This is a genomic window from Aliivibrio sp. 1S175, from assembly GCF_001690985.1.
Classification (GTDB): Bacteria; Pseudomonadota; Gammaproteobacteria; order Enterobacterales; family Vibrionaceae; genus Aliivibrio.
The window spans coordinates 327443-352743 of sequence record NZ_MAJS01000006.1; the positions used below are offsets into that span (position 1 = coordinate 327443).

17 protein-coding genes and 1 pseudogene are annotated in these 25301 nt (G+C 36.9%); 9 read left to right on the top strand and 9 right to left on the bottom strand.

Annotated elements, in window-relative coordinates; translation table 11 throughout:
- Window positions 1-2: 2 nt before the first annotated feature.
- Together A6E06_RS03465 and A6E06_RS03470 are read right to left on the bottom strand one after the other, a co-directional pair.
- The gene (locus A6E06_RS03465; protein WP_065591648.1) at window positions 3-611 is read right to left on the bottom strand and encodes an aminodeoxychorismate/anthranilate synthase component II; all 609 of its coding nucleotides are present in this window, start codon (window positions 609-611) and stop codon (window positions 3-5) included.
- On the bottom strand, window positions 611-2197 hold the full coding sequence (locus tag A6E06_RS03470) for an anthranilate synthase component 1 (RefSeq protein ID WP_083190270.1): 1587 nt from the start codon (window positions 2195-2197) through the stop codon (window positions 611-613). Before A6E06_RS03470 ends, A6E06_RS03465 begins: the two co-directional genes overlap by 1 nt.
- Window positions 2198-2601: 404 nt before the next feature.
- Between A6E06_RS03470 and A6E06_RS03475 the strand changes: the two genes are divergently transcribed.
- Both A6E06_RS03475 and A6E06_RS03480 read left to right on the top strand, forming a co-directional pair.
- Complete coding sequence (locus A6E06_RS03475; protein WP_065591650.1) at window positions 2602-3447, top strand: PHP domain-containing protein; 846 nt, start codon at window positions 2602-2604, stop codon at window positions 3445-3447.
- Window positions 3448-3496: 49 nt separating this feature from the next.
- Complete coding sequence (locus A6E06_RS03480) at window positions 3497-4117, top strand: L-threonylcarbamoyladenylate synthase (protein WP_065591651.1); 621 nt, start codon at window positions 3497-3499, stop codon at window positions 4115-4117.
- 57 nt (window positions 4118-4174) lie between these two features.
- Here A6E06_RS03480 and A6E06_RS03485 read toward each other — a convergent pair whose 3' ends face one another.
- From A6E06_RS03485 to A6E06_RS03500, 4 genes and pseudogenes are all read right to left on the bottom strand, one after another.
- Window positions 4175-6616, bottom strand: a complete 2442-nt coding sequence (locus A6E06_RS03485; RefSeq protein WP_065591652.1) for a hybrid sensor histidine kinase/response regulator — start codon at window positions 6614-6616, stop codon at window positions 4175-4177.
- An 11-nt stretch (window positions 6617-6627) separates the two neighbouring features.
- A pseudogene (locus A6E06_RS03490) lies at window positions 6628-7788 on the bottom strand (acyl-homoserine-lactone synthase); the annotation flags it as partial.
- 169 nt (window positions 7789-7957) lie between these two features.
- Window positions 7958-10423, bottom strand: coding sequence for a response regulator (locus A6E06_RS03495; RefSeq protein ID WP_065591654.1), 2466 nt, complete (start codon window positions 10421-10423; stop codon window positions 7958-7960).
- A gap of 9 nt (window positions 10424-10432) precedes the next feature.
- Complete coding sequence (locus tag A6E06_RS03500) at window positions 10433-11617, bottom strand: acyl-homoserine-lactone synthase (RefSeq protein WP_065591655.1); 1185 nt, start codon at window positions 11615-11617, stop codon at window positions 10433-10435.
- A 286-nt stretch (window positions 11618-11903) separates the two neighbouring features.
- Between A6E06_RS03500 and rluB the strand changes: the two genes are divergently transcribed.
- On the top strand, window positions 11904-12974 hold the full coding sequence (gene rluB, locus A6E06_RS03505) for a 23S rRNA pseudouridine(2605) synthase RluB (RefSeq protein WP_065591656.1): 1071 nt from the start codon (window positions 11904-11906) through the stop codon (window positions 12972-12974).
- A 96-nt stretch (window positions 12975-13070) separates the two neighbouring features.
- Here rluB and A6E06_RS03510 read toward each other — a convergent pair whose 3' ends face one another.
- Window positions 13071-13811, bottom strand: a complete 741-nt coding sequence (locus A6E06_RS03510; RefSeq protein ID WP_065591657.1) for a YciK family oxidoreductase — start codon at window positions 13809-13811, stop codon at window positions 13071-13073.
- A 162-nt stretch (window positions 13812-13973) separates the two neighbouring features.
- Here A6E06_RS03510 and sohB point away from each other — a divergent pair, with 162 nt between their 5' ends.
- The gene (gene sohB, locus A6E06_RS03515; RefSeq protein WP_065591658.1) at window positions 13974-15035 is read left to right on the top strand and encodes a protease SohB; all 1062 of its coding nucleotides are present in this window, start codon (window positions 13974-13976) and stop codon (window positions 15033-15035) included.
- A gap of 67 nt (window positions 15036-15102) precedes the next feature.
- On the opposite strand, the gene A6E06_RS03520 is transcribed toward sohB, so the two are convergent.
- Window positions 15103-15348, bottom strand: a complete 246-nt coding sequence (locus A6E06_RS03520; RefSeq protein WP_065591659.1) for a YciN family protein — start codon at window positions 15346-15348, stop codon at window positions 15103-15105.
- Between the two features lie 398 nt (window positions 15349-15746).
- On the opposite strand from A6E06_RS03520, the gene topA reads away from it, so the two are divergent.
- The 4 genes from topA to A6E06_RS03540 all read left to right on the top strand — a co-directional run bounded on the left by topA (window position 15747) and on the right by A6E06_RS03540 (window position 21808).
- Window positions 15747-18386, top strand: coding sequence for a type I DNA topoisomerase (gene topA / locus A6E06_RS03525; RefSeq protein WP_065591660.1), 2640 nt, complete (start codon window positions 15747-15749; stop codon window positions 18384-18386).
- A 199-nt stretch (window positions 18387-18585) separates the two neighbouring features.
- Window positions 18586-20004 carry a DASS family sodium-coupled anion symporter gene (locus A6E06_RS03530; protein WP_065591823.1) on the top strand — a complete coding sequence of 473 codons (1419 nt, stop codon included), beginning with the start codon at window positions 18586-18588 and terminating at the stop codon, window positions 20002-20004.
- 3 nt (window positions 20005-20007) lie between these two features.
- Window positions 20008-21348 carry a sensor histidine kinase gene (locus A6E06_RS03535; protein ID WP_065591661.1) on the top strand — a complete coding sequence of 447 codons (1341 nt, stop codon included), beginning with the start codon at window positions 20008-20010 and terminating at the stop codon, window positions 21346-21348.
- On the top strand, window positions 21335-21808 hold the full coding sequence (locus A6E06_RS03540) for a response regulator (protein WP_065591662.1): 474 nt from the start codon (window positions 21335-21337) through the stop codon (window positions 21806-21808). The genes A6E06_RS03535 and A6E06_RS03540 overlap by 14 nt, the downstream gene beginning before the upstream one ends.
- Before the next feature lie 64 nt (window positions 21809-21872).
- Here the strand turns inward: A6E06_RS03540 and A6E06_RS03545 are convergent, their stop codons facing one another.
- Window positions 21873-22862, bottom strand: coding sequence for a 2-hydroxyacid dehydrogenase (locus A6E06_RS03545; RefSeq protein ID WP_065591663.1), 990 nt, complete (start codon window positions 22860-22862; stop codon window positions 21873-21875).
- Window positions 22863-23111: 249 nt separating this feature from the next.
- On the opposite strand from A6E06_RS03545, the gene A6E06_RS03550 reads away from it, so the two are divergent.
- Window positions 23112-24815: a phospho-sugar mutase gene (locus tag A6E06_RS03550; protein WP_065591664.1), complete on the top strand. Its 1704-nt coding sequence runs from the start codon at window positions 23112-23114 to the stop codon at window positions 24813-24815.
- The last annotated feature ends 486 nt before the right edge of the window (window positions 24816-25301 follow it).

Below are 25301 nucleotides of genomic sequence, written 5' to 3' on the forward strand. Positions count from 1 at the left end.
CCTTATTCTTTATTATCTGAACGGCTTGAATCTAAATTTAAAGCCCAGTTTAATGTATTAATTAGTAGCTCAGCGCCTTGCGTCGTTAAAATGGATTCAGGGTGAAATTGGAACCCACACACTTTGTCTTCTTCTTGGATCACCGCCATGACTAAATCATCAACGGTTGCGGTAATGGTTAATTTATCGGTTACCTTTGTTGCCACCAAAGAGTGGTAACGTGCAATAGAAAGTGGATTTGGTAACCCATCAAAAATAGCGTGTTGGTTATGGCTCATCATTGCAGATTTACCATGAACGATTTCACCAGCACCTGCAACTGTCCCATCATACGCTTCTACAATCGCTTGATGACCAAGACAAATCCCAATCATAGGTACTTTGCCTTTTAAGCGTTGAATGACTTCAGGCATACAGCCTGCCTCGGATGGCGCGCCTGGTCCTGGAGATAGTACAACTACCGGATTTTCTAGTTTATTTACCGCCTCTTCAAAAGCCACGGCTGACAAACTATTTCGATAAATAGTGACTGGGTAACCAAGGGAGCGAAATTGATCAACCAAGTTATAAGTAAAGGAGTCGAAATTATCGAGTAATACAATATGAGCCATTAGTTTTTCTCCTTAGTGCTTACTGGTTGAGCTAAGTGTGCTTTTTGAATTGCAGAGATCACTGCTTGGGCTTTACCACGAGTTTCATCGGCTTCCGCTTGTGGGTCAGAGTCATACACCACGCCAGCTCCGGCTTGAACTTGAGCGATACCGTCTTCAACATAGGCTGAACGAATAACAATACAAGTATCCATGTTGCCATCGCCTGTTAAATAACCAACAGCGCCACCATAAGTGCCTCGGCGTGTTTTTTCTACGTCACGAATGAGCTGCATAGCACGGATCTTTGGAGCGCCCGTTAATGTCCCCATATTCATACATGCTTGGTAAGCGTGAAGGGCATCAAGATCCCCTCGAAGTTGACCAACAACACGAGAAACCAGATGCATAACATGGCTGTAGCGGTCGACTTTTAATAAATCAGCCACATAGCGAGTGCCTGCTTCTGAAATACGAGCCACATCATTACGAGCCAAATCAACTAGCATCATGTGTTCTGCGTTTTCTTTGGTATCACAACGCAGTTCTAATTCAATGCGGCTGTCTAAATCATGGTTGATAGAACCATCGTTGTTTTTACCACGTTGACGTGTTCCTGCAATTGGATAAATCTCAACTTGGTTTGTTTCTTTGCCGTATTTCAATGCAGATTCAGGCGATGCACCAAACAGGGTGAAATCGCGATCTTGCAGATAAAACATATAAGGACTTGGGTTACCAATTTTCAGTTCACGATAAGCCGCTAATGGCGCGGGACAAGGAAGAGTGAATCGACGAGAAGGAACTACTTGGAAAATATCGCCTTTAATAACAAATTCTTTTAAATCTAATACGGTTTGACAGAAATCTTCATCTGATACACTTGGGATCGCGTCACAACGTTCTAGTGTTGGGGCCGCAGGAACCGTATGTGGCTCTGAGCAAAATTCTTTTATTTCTAGAAGTCGAGCAGAAACACTGATTTTGATAGTCTCATCAGCATTAAACAGTGAGCCCTGAAGTACCGAAGACTCGGTTTGGTGATCGATGACCAAAAGTGATTCCGCCACATAAAACACATAGTCAGGACACTTATTGGTTGTTTCTGCATTACCAAGGTTCTCGAAATTCGCCACTAAATCATAGGCAAATAAACCGCCTAAAAATAGTGCATTAGAGGGCAGCCCGGTTAAATCAAATTGATGCTGGATAATACGCAGTGCATCAAAAGAAGAAAGCTCACGTAAGCGACTGTCTTCATCCAGATCTTGTTTTATGTCAGGGAAGTATAGCGTTAGGTTTGTCGGAGATGATTGAGTAATGAGAGACGCTGGGAGAGAATGAGACAGCGAGTGTAATAAATGCTCTCCATTAAGAGTTAATGCTTCTAAAACCACTTCTTTATTAAAACAATGAATTCGTACTGCAGCATCAATGAGCATTAAGCTTTTTAAATTTTGTTTTGAATCTACTTCAGCGGATTCAAGCAATAAGCTCATTGCTTGATTTGCGCATAATGTTGAATACAGTTCCGTAGGATCAGAAACATATGGCACATCAAGACATAGTAACTCTAATTGACCATCTTTTGAGTATGATGACTGCATTACAGCCTCCCTGCTAATACGTTGAATTGGTGTTACATTTTTATTGGTTTTCATAGTCGCATATTTCACTTTTGTTGCCACTCTTTTCTTAAAACTTGTGAGGGCTGAATGACTGACTGTTTAGATTTTCATCTATTATTAGTTTTACTGATTGGTTGTGCTTAAGGCATAAAAAAACCCGCAAAAGGGCGGGTAAGGTTTTTATGTCGAAATTAATTAAGCATAAAAACACTACCCGAAGTAGTGCCACCAACGTTGAGTCATCACGCTAGTTTTTAAGAATGCTTGTTGTTTGCTAAGCTGTGACATAAAGTACCTACTATTAAAACCAATAATATATTGGTGAGAAAGTGTTTAACTGCGTACCAGTAAACTAGTACGCGAGGTGAAAGTCAAGAATAATTATGAAAATAGACCTACATAGTCACACAACTGCGTCAGATGGACGCATGTCACCTACTGAATTAGTAGAAAGAGCCGTAAGTTTTGATGTAAAAGTCTTAGCAATTACCGATCATGATACGGTCGCTGGCTTAGTGGAAGCACATCAAGCGATTAAAGAGAAAGCATTACCTGTGCATTTAATTGATGGTATTGAAATTTCTACATTATGGAGTAACAAGGATATTCATGTTGTAGGCCTTAATGTTGATGTTAATCACCCTGAATTAATTGCATTGATAGAGCAACAAGCAGAGCGTAGAGATTCTCGTGCAAGAAAAATGGCAGAGCGTCTTGAAAAAGCAGGTTACGCAGGGGCGCTAGAAGGTGCAGTCGCTTTGGCAAATGGCGGGTCATTAACACGAGCACATTTTGGCAAGTGGTTAGTCGATCAAGGTCATGCAAAAACGATGCAAGCAGTGTTTAAAAAGTTTTTAACACGCAATAACATAGGCTATGTCCCACCGGATTGGTGTTCTATTGAAGAGGCGGTTAACGTCATTCATAATGCAGGTGGAATCGCAGTATTAGCTCACCCAGGTAGGTATAATTTAACGGCAAAATGGATAAAACGTTTATTAGCGGCTTTTGCTGAAGCGAAAGGTGATGCAATGGAAGTTGCATTACCGCAACAAGGTGTGCAAGAACGTAGAGTGCTTGCAGATTATGCGACTCATTACGAGTTACAAGCCTCACAAGGTTCTGATTTTCATTATCCGTCACCTTGGACAGAGCTTGGAAGAAATTTATGGCTGCCTGAAGGGCCAATTCCTGTATGGCAAGAATGGAATTTACCTACCTTTGAGTAAGTTCTAGATTATAATTAATATAACAATGACCTGCTAAGCAGGAGGAATGATGAGCCAGTTTTTTTATGTACATCCTGAGAACCCACAAGCTCGCTTAATTAGTCAATCTGTTGCGATTATTCGTGATGGAGGGGTCGTTATCTACCCAACTGATTCAGGCTACGCGCTCGGTTGCCAGTTAGAAAATAAACAAGCACTAGAGCGAATTTGTCAGATCCGTCGTTTAGACGATAAACATAACTTTACTTTGTTGTGTCGTGATCTTTCTGAATTATCGATTTATGCCCGTGTAGATAACAGTGTTTTTCGCTTATTAAAAAATAATACACCAGGGGCGTACACGTTTATCTTTAAAGGGACAAAAGAGGTCCCTCGTCGTTTAATGAACCCAAAACGTAAGACGATAGGTATGCGTGTGCCAGATAACAAAATTGCCCTCGCTCTTTTGGAAGAGTTGGGTGAGCCATTAATGTCTACAACATTGATTTTACCAGGTAATGAAGTGGCGGAGTCTGATCCAGAAGCTATCCGTGATCAACTTGAACATGCCGTGGATTTGATTATGAATGGTGGGTATTTAGGTGAACAACCAACAACCGTTGTTGATTTTAGTGATGACGAGATAACTGTTTTACGTGTTGGTGCTGGTGATCCTACCCCGTTTCAATAATGTAACTCTAAAAGAAGCTTATACCGATTTAAAATAGCCAGCAGTGACTGGCTATTTTTATAACCACTGATCTAAGGATTCTAAAAGTTTTAGTTTAGAGATAGGCTTGGTTAAATATCCATCCATAATCGCGGTTATTTCCATTACTTCATCGTCACCTGATTCACCAGTTAAAGCGATAATAGGAATTGACGGATGAGTGTGTTTTATTTGTTTTGCCGCATCGATACCATTCATTACCGGCATTCTAGAATCCATAAAAATAAGATCTACATCGTTATTATTCATGACTTCAATCGCTTTAGCGCCATTTTCTGCTTGAAGAATGTGAATATTATTTCTACTTATAAATGTTTGAATTAACATTCGTTGTACTTTTTTGTCATCAACAATTAGCACGGTTTTATGTATTAAATTAATTTGCTCGACATCATTATCAAGACGAGTGATTGTTTCATTATTAACCGGATGGTTTAGCTCATCTTTGATCGTTGGGAAACTTAATACAAATTCAGTGAAATCCCCATGTTTTGAATAGCAAGAAATATGGCCATTAAAGGAATTCATTACTCTTAAACAATAAGAGAGGCCTAATCCACTTCCTCCGTCCTTATCATGAGTGAAAAAGTCATCAAAAATATTTGGTAATATATTAGGGTCTATGCCTGGACCGGTATCTCTAAATATTAGAGTATTGTAAGTATTCCCTTTATTTAATTTGATAGATATTGTGCAATCAGGATGGTCAAAGTAATGGATAGCATTGCGTATTAAATTAAAAAGAATAAATCCAAATAAAGTATCATTTACCTTGATAACAAAATCTTGTTCGAGATCTATCTTAATTCGTTTTCTGATACTATCAGATTCGAAAGCGTATTCATTTATGAACTGTTGTGTTAATGATGAAACTGAATAGTTATTTAAATGTTCATGACCAATATTTGAATTTCTTGCTTCGCTTAAAATAATATCAATAAGTTGAGCTCCACGCTGTATTGCTAGTTTCCCTTGTTTCAATTCAATATCAATGTCTTTTCCATTTGCATGACTGCCAATACGTTCAAAATGATATTGTAATTGTGATAGAGGGTTTCTCATTTCGTGAGCAATTGAATTAGCAAGCGCTTGAGATTGTTTTACTTTTCTTTCGCTTTCAATATAACCCTGTACTTTTGTTAGTACCCATTGGATTGCTGTAATTTCTTCATTTGAAAAAGTTGAGCCATTACGTTTCTCTGGTGATAAAAATAGGTGGGAAATTAACTTGTTTTTACCAAAGATAGGTAGAATTAATGCTGTTTTTTTCGAATCCATCTCTTTTTGAACTGCATGTAAATCGGATTTGTTTAATTCAGGGGCATAATGAATTTGATAATCTAATTCATCTTTAACTAGCGCCGAATTTGATTGGTTCAAATGAGGTATGAATATATTGTAGTTAGCGTGTTTCCCTACCAATAATAACTCTTCTTGTGGAGTATCTAGTAACGAAGCTAATGTAGACATGGCCTCATTACTAGAGTATTTAAACTCATCCGCTATAGCGTATATTTTTTCTACGGGTGTTTTTTTATCTCGATAGATTAATAAGCTAGAAACTAATTTTGTTTTATTTAATGTTTTATCCCAAAATACACCAGTAATGATTATAGTTAATGATGAGATGTAAAGTAAGTTATTATCATTATGAGTATAAAGAATAATGACAGGAAACAAGTAAATCATCATGTTTGATGCATAGGAAGTTAACCAATAAGAAATATAACGAAAACTGTATAAGCGATGGTAAAGTAAAGTATACCCCATAAGAACGGCTTCTGTAACTGAAAGCACAGGAGGGACCCAAGCAAAAGAAAAATCATGCCATATCATAGGTATAATTATTTGAGATATGATTGTTGAAGACATGAATATTAGGATGCCAATCAATAAATAGACGGATTTTACCTTATTGAGCTTTAGTTTACTTTTTCTTAACTTTAGAAAGTTAACAATAATTAAACTAATAAAAACAAATGCGTTAATAAAGAAAATTGATGCAAATGGTCCAAAGTGAATAGTGAAATTGCCTTTTTCTACAATGGTTACACCGGTAACTGTTAAATTAGGAGTTAAGTTTATAGACAGGGCGAAAATACTTTCGATATAAAACAACACCATCTGCCAAGGTTCTATTTTTTTATTTTTTCTAGCAGATGTAAGACGGCAAGAAAATAAAAAGGCAAATGCAAAGGCAAAATAAGAAGCTAAATTTGCGGTTATTGCCATAACAATAGCGATATCTTCACTAAAATAAAGCAATAAATTAGATTGGAAATAAAAGTTAGTTAAGATCCAAATTATAATAAAAAAAGTATAACCGATATAAGGATAGTAAATTTTAGGATCAACTTCCATTCGATCTTTAAATAAAGACCGAATGAAGAAGGCTACCCATAGTAAAATGAATGCAGAGATAAATAGCAATAAATTATCTTTAGGTAAGCCAATTAACATTTATATTAAACTCATTGTTGTTGTTGTTGTCTTCTTCTTTGAATGATTTTAACATTATAAAATTTAAAATCATATTGGTTGAAAACATTACTTGTATGCTTTGTGAAACAAATGCCCTTATATGTGATTAACCCCGATTTATTGATATCTTGCGAACTAGTAAAAAGGAAGGGTGAACAGTTACGATTAGTTTGGTTCATTGCTTGGTAAAAAAGTACCATTGCAGGTTGCTCTATAATGGAAAAAATGTAATGTCGGCCCGATTGGTAAAGAGCATTGGCTAACCCTTTTTGAGCTAAATACATATAGTAATTCATTTTTGAGCTCGGGCCATTAACGGTAAAACGGATCACACCACAAGCGTCTGCTTTGTTAGGGATAGATGCATATATGCTATCTTCAATGGCTATACTTGACATAGGGAAGTTATTATTAGGATGGCAACCTAGTTTTTCTTTAAAAACAGGAAAAATATTTCTTAAAGCATTGATTGAAGTTTCATTTTTCCATTGGTTACTTTGAAAGAAGTCATCAAAAAAAAGCCAATTTTTTTTATCTTGATAAGGTTCAATTAATGCAGAAGAAATAATCGTAGGATAGGGACTGTTTTCATTAAATTGATACAAAATGAAATGCTCTCCTTTTGAAGAGAGATCTAAAATGTTTAACATTTCATACCATTTATGTTTTTTAATGAAGGTTGCGATATTAATGAGAACAATTGCATCAGAAAGAAAGAGAGGATGTTGGCTAAATTCTGTATGAAATAAGCGGTTATCAGTAGATATATCAGTAACTATTTCGTAGTGGTATTGCCCATTTATTAATGTTGATGATTGGTTTTTATGTGTTTGTAGTGAGCATAGCTTATCTGAATTGAGAGAGCGCTGAATGGTTCGGTATATTTCTAATTCAGTCCAACACGCTAGTAGACAACCAAACAATTGATGAGCTAATTTTTCAATTAAGAAATAATGTGAAGGGAGTGTTGTACTGGGTTGCTTTGCTATAATATCTAGCGCTTCTTTTGTTGAAAATAAATACGCAAGGTTACCTGTGTTTGGTTCATTCAATTTGGTTAAAATAGAGCGTTTTCTATTTTCAATAATATCTTGTAGAAGCGTAGGTTTGTCATTCTTTTGACAGTAGATATGTAGCATTTTTATAAAAGTATGACGGTGGTTTTTTTTGTGCTACTTGGCAGCCAGAAAATAATGAAAGTGATTTTGATAGTTGATTTAAGTTCTTCATTTTTTATTTCCTTAATAAAGAGTAAATACATACTGAGTAATATTCAGCCTCTCTATTATATGGAAAACTGCCCATATGTAATGAAATTTATTAAATTTTCCATAACCATTGATCTAAATTTTGCAGAAGATGAAATTTAGAAATAGGTTTCTTGAGATAGCTATCCATAACAATAGATATCTTTTCTATTTCATTCTGATCAGCTTCACCAGTTAAAGCTATTATAGGAATGAATGGATGGCTTTTTTTTATTATTTTGGCTGATTCTACCCCATTCATGATTGGCATGTGAGAATCCATAAAAATAAGATCTACATCATTATTATTCACCATATCGACTGCTTGAGAACCATTCTCTGCATGCAAAGTATTAATTCTATTATTAGATATGAAATTTTGAATTAACATCCGTTGTAATTTTTTGTCATCCACAATAAGAACTGTCTTGACAGTATTATTTATATTTTCATTATTGTCTTGTGTGTCTTGTGTGTCTTGTGTGTCTTGATTTTTTGATGGTGGGAGAACACTATCAATAACATTTGGTTTTTTAGGAAAGCTCAAAACAAATTCAGTGAATTCATTTTCTTTAGAATAACATGAAATATTACCACCAAAAGAATGCATTACTCTTAGGCAATAAGATAAACCTAAACCACTGCCACCTTTTTTATTGTAAGTGAAAAATTCGTTAAAAATGTTTGGTAATATATTAGCGTTAATACCAGGGCCAGTGTCTCTAAAAACAAGCGTGTTGAATACATTACCTTTAAATAAATGTATAGATATTTCACTCTGATATGTATCAAAGTAGTGAATAGCATTACGCAATAAGTTGAAAATAATAAAACCAAAAAGAGTATCGTTAACATTTATGATAAAATCGTCTTGTAGATCTACTTTAATTTTATGTTTAATTGTGTCTGATTCAAAAATATATTCATCAATGAATTGAGTTGTTAATACTGAAATAGAATAGTTCTGGAATAAACTTTGATTAATTTTAGACCCTTTACTTTCACTTAGAATAATATCGATAAGCTGAGCTCCGCGTTGAATTGCTAACTGACCTTGCTGTAATTCATTATTGATATTCGCTTTACTTGAGTAAGTCTTTATACGCTCAAAGTGATACTGGAGTTGTGATAGAGGATTTCGCATTTCATGAGCTATAGAGTTAGCTAATGCTTGTGATTGATTTACTTTTTGTTCACTTTCTATATAGCCCTGAACTTTAGTTAAAACAAATTGAATAGCTGTAATTTCTTCATTTGAAAAAGTAGTACCATTGCGTTTTTTAGATGAAATAAGTAGGTGAGAGATAAGCTTGTTTTTTCCAAAAATAGGTAAAATTAGGGCTGTTTTTTTTGAATCCATTTCTTTTTGGACTTGATGAAGTTCTGATTGAACTTGCTCTGGAGCATAATGAATTTGATAATCGAGTTCATCTTTTACCAATGCTGAATTGGAACGATTTAGATGTGGAATGAAAATATTGTAATTGCTGTTGCCACCAACTAATAAAAGATCTTCTGGTGGGGTATCGAGTAATGTAGCAAGTTTCTTGATAGCATCATGACTAGAGTACTTAAACTCTTCTGCTATCTCAAATATTTGTTCAACTGGTGTTTTTTTGTTTTTATATATCAATAGACTTGAAATAGATTTTGATTTTTTAAGAGTACGCTTCCATAGTAAACCAATAACAATCCCAGACCCTATCAATATCAAGTTAAAGGTTATGTTTGCATTATAAATCATAATAATAGGTAATAAATAAATAATTATATTTATGCTATATGATAATACCCAATAGAAGATATATTTTAGAGTATAAAGGCGATGGTATACTAAAGTGTAACCCATTAAAAAAGCTTCAGTTAATGATAATGTAGGAGCTAACCATGTGTAAGAAAAATCGGCCCAGATCAGAGGGAGAATTATCTGAGATACGATTGTTGATAGCATATAGATTAAAATGCCAAATAATAAGTACACTGATTTTTCTTTGTTTAATCTAATAGAGCTTCGTCTTAATTTGAAAAAATTAAATATAGTAAGAATGATAAAAAGAAAGGCGTTAAGGAAAAACAAAGGAGCTAAAGGGCCGAATTGAATAGTAAATACACTTGGAGCAATAATATCTACGCCACTAATGGTTTTATTTGGAATAATATTGAGTAAAAATGCTAGTAGAGTAGCAAAGATGGTTAGCCACAGTTGCCATGGAGAGAGTTTTTTTTCTGGGCGATTTGATGCAAGGTAGCAAGAAAATAAAAAAGCAAAGGCAAAAGCGAGATAGGCGGTCATATTGGCAATAATCGCCATATGTATAGCTATATTTTCATCAAACCTAATTAATAAAGAAGACTGGAAATAGGCATTGCTTAATATCCATAGAGCAATAAAAATAGCATATAAAACGTATGAAAAATAAATATTAGCACTAAACTTTGTCCGTTCCTTGTAATGAAAACGGACAAAGAAGCCAACCCAAAGCAAAACCATAGCACTGGTTAGTAACAATAAATAGACCTTAGGTAAAGCTGGATGCATTTATAAAACTCAACTGTTTCGTAATAGTTTTCTTAATTCAATAATCTTAACATTGTACGCTTTAAAGTTATATTGATTAAAAGCAATTACTGCATTATTGAGAAGCCAGAGACCTTTATACGTGATCACTCCATTTTTATTGATGTCTTGCGAACTAGTAAATAGATAGGGTGATAACAATGGCGAATCTATGTTCATCGATTGGTAAAACAAAACCATTGCGGGTTTTTCTATAATGGTAAAAACGATTTCGCGACCACTATTTTTTAAGGCATTGGCTAACCCTTTTTGTGCCAAATATAAATGATAATTAGCTTTTGATTTTTCGCCGCTGACGGTAAGTCTAATTGCCTCACATGCTTTATCTTTATTTAACATCGAATGTAAAAAGCAACTTTCCATGTAATTTGATGGCTTATTGATTAATGTGTTTATATCTAATGTGGTTTCCATTTTTGTTATGTTTTTTAAGTTAGATACTGAGTGCGCCTGGTAAATGGGAGGCCATTTTGAATTTTGAAAAAAATCGTTAAAAAATAACCATTCATTAGACATGGAAATGGAATTAATTAATGCAGAAGAGATAATATTTGGATAAGTATGTTGTTCTCCAAATTGATACAAAATAAAATGCTCTCCTTTTGAGGAAATATCAAGAAGGGTTAACATTTCATACCATTTGTGTTCTTTAATAAACGTTTCTATATTAATTAATACAATAGCATCAGAAAGAAGGAGTGGATGAGAACAAAACCCAGTGAAAAATAGGCGTTTATCTAAAGCAATATCAGGGATGATTTCATAGTGATAATGCTCGTTGATTATATGAGAATCATAAGTTTGAGGGATATCAGCTAGAGATAGGTTCTTATAAAGAGCGGAATGTTGAATTATCCGATATATCTCTAATTCAGTCCAGAATGACAATAAACATCCAAATATTTGTTGCGCTAATTGTTCAATAAAAAAGTAATGTGAAGGCAGGTTTGAACTAGGTTCTTTTCCTATGATTCTTTGTGCTATATCAGTTGAAAAGACATCGGCTAAATTTCCGGTGTGTGCATGGTTTAATTGGCTTAATATGGTCTGTTTTCGGTCTTCTATAATTTCTTGTATTAGGTTGTGATTACCTGTCTCTTTACAATATAAATCGAATGCTTCTATAAAATGGTCACCCTGTTTTTTTTTGTCCATCCTCCTTTTCTAGATTAATAGACAGTGTATTAAATAAACGGTTGAGATTTTGCATTTTGTTTTCCTTTTAGTGATAAAATTTCGTTGTATGTATCCTTTTTTCATCATACGTAAAATTGTTTGTTAGCATATTTTTTTGCTTAATTTTTTACCATTCGTCACAACCTTATTGTATAATCACTAGCTATAGAGTTTTAAAGTGATTGAGAATGATAGAGGATTCCATCTAGATTCTTGATTCATAAAGTTAATTGACGCCTGTGAAGGCGACATAATAAGGTAAAAAATGAGCGAAAAATTACAGAAAGTATTAGCACGAGCTGGTTTAGGTTCTCGTCGTGAACTAGAAACGATGATTCAGTCTAATCGTGTTAGTGTTGATGGTCAGATTGCAAAGTTAGGTGATCGCCTAGAAAATGTTGATGCGAGAATTCGTATTGACGGACATGTTGTATCGGTAAAAGAATCAGCTGAAGTTATCTGTCGTGTTCTTGCTTACCATAAACCAGAAGGTGAATTGTGTACTCGTCACGATCCTGAAGGTCGTCGTACTGTTTTTGACCGTTTACCAAAAATTAAAGATTCTCGCTGGGTTTCTGTTGGTCGTCTAGATGCAAACACCGCGGGTTTATTATTGTTTACTACTGATGGTGAGCTAGCAAACCGTCTAATGCACCCAAGCCGTAAAGTTGAACGTGAATATATGTGTCGTATATTCGGTGACATTAATGACAAAATGGTTAAAAACCTTGTTTCAGGTGTAAAACTGGAAGATGGTGAAGCTCGTTTTGAAGACGTGATGTATGCTGGCGGCGAAGGTATGAATCATACTTTCTACGTTGTAATCAATGAAGGTCGTAACCGTGAAGTTCGTCGTTTATGGGATTCTCAAGGCGTAACAGTAAGCCGTCTTAAACGTGTTCGTTACGGTGATATTTTCCTAGAGAAAGCATTGCCACGCGGCGGTTGGATGGAACTTGAGCTTAAAGAAGTAAACTACTTACGTGAAATGGTTGAATTACCACACGAAAAAGAAAGTTTATTAGATGTAGATAAAGAATCACGTAAGCGTGCTAAATCTAAATCTCAAAAAATTCGTCGTGCTGTTAAGCGTCATGATGAGCGTACAACTGATGATCGTGCTCCAGCTCCAGCAGGCCGTCGTGGTCGTAATAACAAAAAACCAGTAGGAAGCTCACTGCCATCAGCGAAGCGTAATACTACAGGTGATGCTAAGCCAGCGAGTAATAAACCGAGTGGAAAAGGTAAAAAGCCTTCTGCTAATGGTGTAAAACCGATCAGAACTAAGTTCTCTCCAAATGGTAAAGCACCAAAATCAGCACCAAGACAACGTTAAGTTGAATCGCTGATCCTAAGTAAGAAAATAGACAAATTAAAAAGGGTTGAAGCCGCATGGCTTCAACCCTTTTTTTTATTCTTTGGATATTATCGTTTATTTTGGTTGAGCATCGATGCATTGGCCATTAACGTCAGCACTTTCAGGGGCCATTAGGTAAACATATAAAGGCATTAAATCTTTCGGTGTTTTTAGTAAGCTGATGTCTTCTGCAGGGAAGGCTTGTGCGCGCATACGAGTATGAGTGCCACCTGGATTAATCGCATTAACTTTAACGTGAGTCCCTTCCATTTCATGAGCTAATGTTTGCATCATACCTTCTGTTGCAAACTTAGAAATAGCATAAGCACCCCAAAAAGCACGACCTTTATGACCAACGGTTGATGTAGTGAAAATGATGCGAGAATCATCAGATTTCTGTAAAACGGGTAATAAGGCTTGAGTCATTAAGAATTGTGCTTTGACATTGATTTGCATGACTTCATCAAAAATAGCTTCTTCAAATTGTTCAAAGGGGCTGAGAATTCCTAAAAGGCCAGCGTTATGTAATAACCCATCAAGTTTACCAAATTGACTTTGAATTGTTTCTGCCATATCAACATAGTGCTGCTTTGTTGCCCCTTTTAGATCCAGTGGAATAATCGCTGGAGTAGGGTAGCCTGCGGTTTCAATTTCATCATAAACGGCTTCTAATTTAGCGACAGTTCTACCTAATAAAATAACTGTCGCACCCTGTTCTGCATAACTTAATGCCGCTTGTTTACCAATGCCGTCACCAGCACCTGTAACTAGAATAATTTTGTTGTTTAATGCGTCAGCTGAAACCTTATAGTCCACTCTGTAATCCTTGTATTTCAACGTTCACCATAAAATGATACTGCTTATTTCGCAGTATATTGATGTAAAAACACGCGCTTAGTGCGAATTTTTATCATAAGGTGAATTAACTTAGGGTTAAGTTAGGTACAATACACGAAACATACTTAAGAGGGTATTACATTGGAATTTTTGTTTGATTACGGTCTCTTTTTAGCAAAGATCGCAACAGTGGTTGTTTCTATTATCGCCATTTTGGTTATTGCTAAAGCGGTTGGTGGGAAATCAGCGGGTGCAAAAGGTGAGTTAGAAATATCTAATTTAACTGAGCAGTATAAAGATACGGTGGCTGAATTGGAGCATCATTTATTTGATGATTCAGAATTAAAAGCACGAGCAAAAGCTGAGAAAAAAGCACATAAAGAAGCCGATAAAGCAAAACAGAAAGAAGTTAAGAAAGCGGCTAAATCTGGTGAGTTAGAACTGAAACGCGACGCTCGTTTATTTGTTTTAGATTTTAAAGGCAGTATTGACGCAAAAGAAGTCGCCGGTCTTCGTGAAGAAGTTTCTGCAATTTTAGCTATCGCCGTTGAAGGAGATGAAGTTCTTCTTCGCCTTGAAAGTGGCGGCGGCATGGTTCACGGCTATGGTCTTGCTTCGTCACAATTAGATCGCCTACGAGATGCCAATATTAAGCTAACGGTTTCAGTTGATAAGGTAGCGGCTTCAGGTGGTTATATGATGGCGTGTATTGGCGAGAAAATCATAGCAGCACCGTTTGCAATTGTCGGTTCTATTGGCGTTGTAGCGCAATTACCAAACTTCAGTAAGCTTTTGAAAAAGAATGATATTGAATTTGAACAACTGACGGCTGGTGAATATAAACGTACGTTAACCATGTTTGGTGAAAACAGCGATAAAGCACGCGAAAAATTCCAATTAGAATTGGAAGAAACTCACGTATTATTTAAAGATTTTATCCATGAACACCGTGCAGAATTAGACCTTGAAAAAGTGGCTACTGGTGAGCATTGGTTTGGCAAGCAAGCGCTAGAATTAGGCTTGATTGATGCAATACAAACATCAGACGATTATGTAACTCAAGCATGTAAATATCGTGAAGTATTAGCGATTCATTACGTACAAAAGAAAAAATTGAGTGATAAAATTGCAGGTGTTGCAGGACAGTCAGCTGAAAATGTATTTATGCGTTTAATCAGTAAAGGGCAGCGTCCAATTGTTTAATTGATGCGTCTTTCAATAACTAAAAGGCTGATTAATTCAGCCTTTTTTTGTTTGTAATTAGCGAAAATTACTTAACACTAAACTCTTTTGATAATTGATGAGCAAGGTGTTTAAACATATTAAATACCGCCGTTGTTTTCTCGGTAGGCAAGCCTTCTTCAGATAAAAAGTATTCCCCTTTAAAGACTAATACTTCATCTTTTTCTTCTACACTTGTTGTACGCATGCCTTCCGCATAGTTCTCATGATCTTGAATGATTTGATTGGCGATTAACAGTAAATCAGCCTCTGAAATGGATTTTTTATCGCTCATACAGCACTCATTTTTTACTCTATAAAAGAGGGATTTTAAGCATAAAGAATTAAAAATACAATTGATGTAAATCATGATGACTAAAATAAAAATTCAAGAAAAAATAGAGGTTTTATTGTGAGAAAGCGCAAGTTATGGAACTAACTTTTTGAGCTATTAAATTATAAATGTTAATAGATTCGACCAAAATTATCAGGGTTGAAAATGTATTTAGTCGAAATCACATCTATTTAACAATTGCCCAAAGTGCGACCATTTAGAAGCAATTGCAAAAAAAGAGGTTGACGTGATGCGATACACCCTCAATAGTAATATAGAGATAAAAGTTCAATTTATAGCTGCGGATATCATTTTTTCGACAGTTTTGTATTTCAGCACGAGGACGTCAGTGAGACATTATGGGTAAATCTCTAGTTATCGTGGAGTCACCAGCCAAAGCAAAAACAATTAATAAATACCTTGGCAAAGACTTCATCGTAAAATCCAGTGTAGGTCACGTACGTGATTTGCCTATGGGTTCGACAAGCACCGGAAAAAAAGCGACTGCTGCGTCAACCAAAGGTATGAGTGTTGAAGATAAAGCACGCATTAAACAAGAAAGAGACAAAAAAAACCTAATCAATAAAATGGGGATTGACCCATATAACGATTGGGCAGCTAACTACCAAATCTTACCGGGTAAGGAAAAAGTAGTAGCAGAATTACAAAAACTGGCTGAAAACGCAGATACCATCTATCTCGCAACCGATTTAGACCGTGAAGGGGAAGCTATTGCGTGGCACCTTCGCGAGATCATCGGTGGTGATGATTCACGCTATAAACGAGTCGTTTTTAACGAAATTACAAAAAATGCAATTCAGCAAGCGTTTGAAACTCCGGGCGAACTAAGTATGCCGGGTGTGAATGCACAACAAGCGCGTCGTTTCTTAGACCGTGTGGTTGGCTTCATGGCTTCTCCGCTGTTGTGGAAAAAAGTGGCACGTGGTTTGTCTGCTGGTCGTGTTCAATCCGTTGCTGTTAAAGTTTTGGTTGAGCGTGAGCGTGAAATCAATGCATTTATCCCTGAAGAGTTCTGGGATATCCATGCAAATACGTTAACTGCGGGTAAAGAAAACTTTCGTCTGCAAGTTGCACAACGTAATGGTTCGGTATTTAAACCATTAAATGAAGTTGATACGTTAGCAGCCGTGAGCATTCTTGAAAAAGCGGAATACGAAGTATGTAAGCGTGAAGACCGCCCAACAAAAAGTAAGCCATCTGCACCATTTATTACATCAACACTGCAACAAGCGGCGAGTACTCGCTTAGGTTACGGTGTGAAAAAGACCATGATGCTAGCTCAGCGCCTCTATGAGGGTGGTTACATCACTTACATGCGTACTGACTCAACAAACTTGAGTAAAGAAGCTGTAGAGACGTTACGTGAGTTTATTGGTTCGGAGTATGGTGATAGTTATTTACCAGCCGCTCCTATTATTTACGGAAGCAAAGAAGGCGCACAAGAGGCTCACGAAGCGATTCGTCCTTCAAGTGTTGAAGTGAAAGTTGACGACCTGCAAGGTATGGAAGCGGACGCTCATAAGCTGTACAACCTAATTTGGAATCAATTTGTGGCTTGTCAAATGACACCAGCACAATACGATTCAACTACATTGAGTGTAAAAGCCGATGAATTCACCCTAAAAGCGAAAGGTCGTATCCTTAAGTTTGATGGTTGGACTCGTGTACAACGTCCAATGGGTAAAAATGAAGATCAATTACTTCCAGCAGTTCAACTTGGCGATAAGCTAAAATTAGAGCAGCTTGATCCAAAGCAACACTTTACTAAGCCACCAGCACGTTTCACAGAAGCGGCATTGGTTAAAGAACTTGAGAAGAAAGGTATTGGTCGCCCATCGACTTATGCATCCATCATCTCAACGATTCAAGATCGTGGTTATGTTCGTGTTGAAAGTCGTCGTTTCTATGCTGAGAAAATGGGTGAGATCGTAACTGATCGTCTAAATCAATCGTTTGATGATTTGATGGATTATGATTTTACTGCTCGTATGGAAGGCAATTTGGATAAGATTGCTGAAGGTAGTAAAGATTGGAAAGAAGTGCTAAATGCGTTCTTCCAAGACTTCACTGACGATATCGCAAAAGCTGAGCTTGATGAATCAGAAGGCGGCATGTCACCAAATAATATCGTAGAAACTGATATTAAATGTCCGACGTGTGAGCGTAATATGGGTATTCGTACTGCATCAACTGGGGTATTCCTTGGTTGTTCAGGTTACGCATTACCGCCAAAAGAGCGCTGTAAGAAAACGATTAACTTAGGTAATGAAGAGGGCATTATTAATGTTCTTGAAGAAGACGTAGAAACCGCAGCGTTACGTGCGAAGAAACGTTGTCCTAAGTGTGAAACAGCAATGGACCCTTACCTAATCGATCAAGATCGTAAACTGCACGTTTGTGGTAATAACCCGAACTGTGATGGTTACATTGTAGAGAAAGGTGAGTTCCAACTTAAAGGTTATGATGGCCCAATTGTCGAGTGTGACAAATGTGGTTCTGATATGGAGCTTAAGAACGGTCGCTTTGGTAAATACATGGATTGTACGAGTGAGACGTGTAAAAACACACGTAAGATCCTAAGAAATGGCGATGTAGCGCCACCAAAAGAAGATCCAGTACACCTTCCTGAATTGGAATGTGAAAAATCTGACGCGTACTTTGTATTACGTGATGGTGCATCTGGTTTATTCTTAGCAGCAAGCACGTTCCCTAAATCGCGTGAAACACGAGCGCCATTAGTGGAAGAGTTAGTTCGCTTTAAAGATCGTTTGTCACCTAAGTTTTTATACTTAACAGAAGCACCAACACACGATCCAGATGGAAAACCAGCGGTAATTCGTTTTAGTCGTAAGACTAAAGAAAATTACGTTCGTACAGAAACTGATGGAAAGCCATCAGGTTGGACTGGTTTATATCTTGATGGGAAATGGACTGTTACTGATAAGCGTAAAAAGCCAAAAGCTGAGAAAGAGTCTTAATAATTAAGGCATTACAATCAGAATACAATAGATAAGAGCTGCAGAAATGTGGCTCTTTTTTTATGATACTACCGTCACAAAAATTCATATTTATTATTATTTTGAAATAATGATTGATCTGACACGTTATACCGAATAATTGATTAAGGAGATACTTACGTTTATCACCATTTATTGTACTATGGAAGTCGGTAGCGTTATGCGTCAATACATGAAGTATTTAATCCCAACAATTATCCCACTCATCATTCTTTTGATGCCTCTGTCTGCGTTTCCTTTTGAAGGCATGACGATCATTCAACAACGTGTTATTGCTATTTTTCTATTAGCTGCACTATGTTGGGTATTTGAGCCTATCCCTATTTATGCGACATCGGTTGTTATCATTGTTTTAGAGTTACTAATGGTGTCCGACAAAGGTTTCTTCTTATTTAAGATGAATCAGGATTCTGCCCATTTTGGAGAACTACTTAACTACAGCGACATTATGGCGACGTTTGCCAGCCCAATCATTATGCTGTTCTTAGGTGGTTTTTTCTTGGCAATGGCAGCAACAAAATATCGGTTGGACGTTAACTTAGCGAGAGTATTATTGAAGCCATTCGGTACGGATCCCAAATTCGTAATGCTTGGTTTAATGCTAATCACGGGCATTTTCTCTATGTTTATGTCCAATACAGCAACTACCGCGATGATGTTATCTATCTTAACGCCTGTCATTGCAGTATTTGGGCCTAAAGATCCAGGTCGAGTTGCATTTGCTCTATGTATTCCTATTGCGGCAAACATTGGTGGTATTGGTACTCCTATCGGAACCCCACCTAATGCCATTGCGCTGAAATACTTAGTGGGTGATAACCTAATTACTTTCGGTGAGTGGATGGTGTTCGGTGTACCGTTTGTTATTGTGATGATGGCACTGGCTTGGTTCTTAATTGTTTACTTATATCCAGCAAAACAGACATCAATGAACTTAGACATTAAAGGTAAGTTCTTAAAAACACCAAAAGCGATCACGGTTTATATTACGTTTGCAGGTACGATCTTATTGTGGTTAATGGGATCAAGTCATGGCATGAACTCATATACCGTCGCTCTTATTCCTGTTGCTGTTTTCTCTATTACAGGGATTATTAACAAAGAAGATCTTAAGAAAATATCATGGGATGTTTTATGGTTAGTGTCTGGTGGTATTGCGCTTGGCCTTGCTTTAGATAAGACAGGTCTTGCGAAACTAGTAGTACATAGCATTCCATTTGATGCTTACTCTCCTTATGTGGTTTTATTTGGCGCCGCCTTCTTATGTTTGATCATGGCGAACTTCATGTCACATACAGCCACTGCCAACTTATTGATGCCGATCATGGCAGCGCTAGGTACTTCGATGACGTCATTGACCCCACTGGGTGGTGAGCTAACCTTAATATTGATTGTTACGTTTGCTGCATCTTTAGGTATGTCATTACCAATCAGTACACCACCGAATGCATTAGCACACGCAACAGGAAATGTAGAGAGTAGCCAAATGGCGAAAACCGGTGTGATTTTAGGCGTTATAGGGGTATTGCTCAGCTTTGTAATGGTATGGATCCTTCATACTGTCGGCCATATTGGATAGCTTATGAATAGCGACAAATTACAACGTTTAATTGATGCCTATTTTAGCCAACCAGAGCGGAGAGTTGTAATTCCTGCGGGTGAAACCGTGTTGGTTCAAGGTGAAAATAATGAACGGCTCTATTATGTTTGTTCTGGCGAGTTAGAAGGTTTCTATCAAGAAGAAGAAAATGCACATTCAGTAAAGGTATTTAGTGCGTCGAAAGGCGCATTTATAGGCGTACACAGTTTATTTTCAGAAACATTTATTGCTTCTTCAACGGTGATCAGTAAAACAGACAGTGAACTAGGTTGGATAGATACCAATACGGTTGCGATTGACGCTGAATGCTATGGACCATTAAGTGCGCAGTTTACCCCTGTGATTGTAAATGAGTTATCTCGAAGACAACGACGAGCGACAACAGAAGCGATAGAAAAAGAAAACGCGTTACAAAAATTATATACCGCAGAACAAATGACAACACTAGGTCAGCTTGCAGCAGGGATAGCTCATGAGCTTAATAATGCTGTTGGGGTACTAAACAGTAAAACAAATCGTCTACAGACGATCATCTTAGAGTTACTGGAAGAGATCCACCCAGAAGCGAGTAGTTTTGTTGATCAAGGACTTATGTATGGACAAAATATCAGTTCATCAGAAGTGCGAAGGCGTGGAAGAGAATTAGAAACGACCTATGGTATGGAAAGGGATATGGCGAGAGAACTTGCTCGTGCTGTACCTGAGGGTGAGCTTTCTCATTATTGGCTAAAAAGTCCAGAGCAGGCGATACGTTATTGGAATATAGGCCGTGACTTGCATGACATGAAATTGGCAGCAAGACATTCGATTGGTATTGTTCGCTCTGTAAAGCAATTAGGCAGAACAGATATAGATACAGATGAACTATTGGATGTAAATGACAGCATTAATAAAGCGTTAATCTTACTTCAAAGTGATTTGCGCAGGGTATCGGTACATTTAAGCCCAGCAGCAATGCCAATGGTTAAAGCATCAGCAACAGAGTTGGTTCAAATTTGGGCCAATATAATTAAAAATGCCAGTGATGCGATGGAAAAGGTTCAAGAGCCTGAGATAGAAATATCGACCAGAGTATCAAATCGTTTTGTTTTAGTGACTATTGCAAATAATGGCCCTGAAATAGACGAAGCAACAAGACGCAAAATATTTCAACCAAACTTTACGACCAAAAAAGGCGGGCTTTCTTTTGGTTTAGGGCTTGGTTTAGCCATCGTAAAACGGATTATTACTGGATACGGTGGTTCTATTGCAGTAAAAAGCAATCAAGAAAAAACTATTTTTAGAATTAAATTGCCAGTGGAGGACGGTCATGGAAAAGCTTAATCTGATTTGTGTAGACGATCAAAGGGAAGTGCTGAGTGCCGTTTTACAAGATCTTGCGCCACTAAAAACATGGATAAACATTGAAGAATGTGAATCGGCAGGCGAAGCCCTAGATTTAATGGATGAGCTCGATAGTGAAGGCGGGTATATTGCACTCGTATTATCTGATCATGTTATGCCTGGTAAGAGTGGGGTAGAGTTATTGACTGAGGTTTCTCATGACTACCGTTTTTTACGAACCAAAAAGGTACTATTAACAGGACAGGCAACTCATCAAGACACGATTACGGCAATTAATAGAGCTCGTATTGAAAGTTATATTGAAAAGCCATGGAATGCAGATGAATTAAGAGCATTAGTTACTCGTTTAGTGACTGAGTTTGTATTTGATAAGGGACTTGAATATACCGATTACCAAGAGCATCTTGATCAGCAGGTGGTACTGAATCGATTACGATAGTGTATTCTGATGTTAAACGAAGATGCCCTCATATTCAGCGAGTATGAGGGCATTATTTTTAAGCTTAAATTAGCTCGTTACCAGAAATATTGCCGTTGATAAAGGCGTCAATACTTCCTAATGTGGTGGCAGCAATATTCTCTAACGCTTCGTCTGTTAAGAAAGCTTGATGCCCAGTGAAGAGTACGTTGTGACACGCGGATAAGCGGCGAAATACATCATCGGTAATAATGTCATTTGATTTATCTTGGAAGAACAATTCTTTCTCATGATCATAAACATCTAATCCAAGAGCGCCAATCTTACCTGCTTTTAAAGCTTCAATAGCATTCGCTGAATTTAATAATCCACCACGGCTAGTGTTGATTATCATCACACCATCTTTCATTTTTTCAAATGAATCAGTATCTAATAAGTGTTTATTTTCTGATGTTAATGGGCAGTGCAATGTGATCACATCTGAGTGGGTAAAAATATCATCTAACGTTGTGTATTTAACCCCTAAATCAATCGCAACTTGGCTTGGGTATGGGTCATAACAAAGGATTTCCATGCCTAATCCTTTCAGAATACGCATCGTTGCCAGGCCAATTTTTCCAGAGCCAATCACGCCTGCCGTCTTACCAAAAAAGTTAAATCCAGTTAAGCCTTCTAGAGAGAAGTTAGCATCACGCGTGCGTTGATACGCTTTATGAAAACGACGATTCAAACACATCATCAGTCCAACGGCATGTTCAGCGATTGCTTCTGGTGAATAAGCAGGGACACGAACCACTTGTAACCCTAGTTCTTTTGCAGCGTTTAAGTCAACACGATCAAAACCGGCACAGCGCATTGCAATCAGCTTTGTCCCTTGCTCTGCAAGTTGCTTTAAAACGGGAGCAGATAAATCATCATTAACAAAAGCACAAACAACATCGGAACCATTCGCGATTGGTGCCGTACTTTCTGTAAGTTGAAAGTTGAAATATTGGCACTCAAATTGAAATTTATTATTGATACGGCTAAAAGAGGATTCATCATAAGATTTGGTACTGAACATGGCGATTTTCATATAATATCCTTACAAATAAATAGGTTATATTAATATTGATCTATTATTACTTTATCACTTATAGCGTTAAAAATAAGAGAAAAAATCATCGAATTAATAGTTTAGTTTTATGTGGTTAATAGTATTTACGTATAAGAACTATAATTTGGTCATAGTTAGCTATTTTTCCTGAGTTTAGCGATTGTGTTCATTTAATTGATAATGAATATCATTTAGACTTAAGACATATTCAGTAATGAGGTTTTTATTATGATGCAGCAAATCAATAATTGGTTAAGCAGAGATCCTGAAGAAAAAACAAGAGAAGAACTTCAGTCGCTCGTTGATATTAATGATATCGAAGAATTAAATGATCGTTTTTCTTCTCGCCTCCAATTTGGTACGGCTGGGCTACGAGGCATGGTTGGTGCAGGGCCAAATAGAATGAACAGGTTAGTAATTCAAGAGACAGCGACAGGGCTAGGTCATTATTTAATTGAACACATAATTGATGCAGGCCAAAGAGGTGTAGTCATTGGTTATGATGGTCGTACCGACTCTCTGCAGTTTGCTCATGATACCGCGAGTGTTCTAACTGCACTTGGCATTAACGTCTTTTTAACAACCAAAGTTGCAGCAACTCCGATTGTCGCTTATGGCATAAAGAAATTTAATGCAGCAGGGGCTGTCGTTGTTACTGCCAGTCACAATCCTCCTGAATATAATGGTTTTAAAGTATATTGGGAAAATGGGGCACAGATTATTCCACCGCATGATTCTGGTATTGCTCATCAAATAGATATTGCAGCCACCAAGTCAATTCCATGGATGTCACTTAGTGATGCTGAAGCCAAAGGGTTATTAGTATGGCTAGATGATAAATACTATCAAAGCTACCGTAATACAATGAACAATAACCCATTGCTTTCAAATCACACAAATCCATCAGCCATCTCAATTGCCTATACTGCGATGCATGGTGTTGGGGCTGATATGGCAGAAACCCTCTTACGTGATGCCGGTTTTAGTCATGTGGTTAGTGTGGCAGAACAAAGAGAGCCAGATGGAACTTTCCCAACAGTAAACTTCCCTAACCCTGAAGAAAAAGGGGCAATGGATATGGTTATTGCGTTAGCCGATTCAGTACAGGCAGAACTTGCGTGTGCGAATGATCCTGATGCAGATCGTTTTGCTCTTGCAGCACGAAAAAACGACGGCAGCTATCAAATGCTCACAGGCGATCAGGTTGGTATTTTATTTGGGCATTATCTGTTGAAACATACAGAACCAAGTAAACAACTTGTTGGTAATACCATCGTTTCGTCCACGCTATTGAAAAAGATTGCAGAATCGAAAGGGGCGGAGTATTTCCAAACACTAACAGGCTTTAAGTGGTTAACTAATGTTGCGATGCAAAAACAAAGTGAAGAGAAACAATTTCTTTTCGCCTATGAAGAAGCGCTTGGGTACACCATTGGCAGTGAAGTGTGGGATAAAGATGGTTTGTCTGCATTAGTGGCTTTTGCTCAGTTAACGGCAGAGCTTTCAACACAAGGTAAGAGCGTTTGGGATGAGTTAGAATCAATTTACCGAACTCATGGACTTTATGTCAACGCACAAAGAAGTATTGCATTAGCCCCTAATTCTCCACCAATTGGCGATAAATTAAGAGCAAATCCGCCAACTCAGATTGCTGGTGTAAATATTTGTGCAACGGAAGACTTGAAAGCCTCATTACGTTATTTATCTAATGGCTCTACAGAATCCATCGATCTACCGGCGAGTGATGTGTTGATTTATCACCTAGAAGATGAGTCTCGTATTATCGTTCGTCCATCAGGAACTGAGCCAAAACTGAAATGTTATTATGAGATGGTGACAGAAATAAACCCAATAGATGATTATGTTGCAGCACAAGAAAAAGCAAATGCAGCAATGGAGTCTCTAATTAAAGAACATCAGAAAAGCTTGTAATACAGTAACAACGTTTAGCTAATTATGTTAATGGCCTCAATATTAAATTGAGGCCATTTTATATGAAGAGGAATAATATTTCATAAAAAATAGATTTAATCTATGAACTAAAATCACACTTTTTATATGCGTAAATTAAATATTTGTTATTAAATATCTATTGCTGTGACTTATATATCTATTTCATTTGTTGTTTAGATAAATATTACGCAACATATCACAAATTACTTTTGATGATTCAATAATCCAGTAAATGGTTTAAATGTCAACTTACTGAAGATGTAATAAATACTTATTATTCTTGTGGTTATCAACTGGTGTATTAAATAAAAACGAATGCTTTCATAGCAATGCGATACTTATTTTTATTTAAATAAACCATAGAAATGTGATTATTAAGCATATTGGGTACATCTAAATAGATTGTGCAGATTTGAACATGAAGGCGTGTTTTATATTCTGACCTAATTGCTAAATATCAATAAA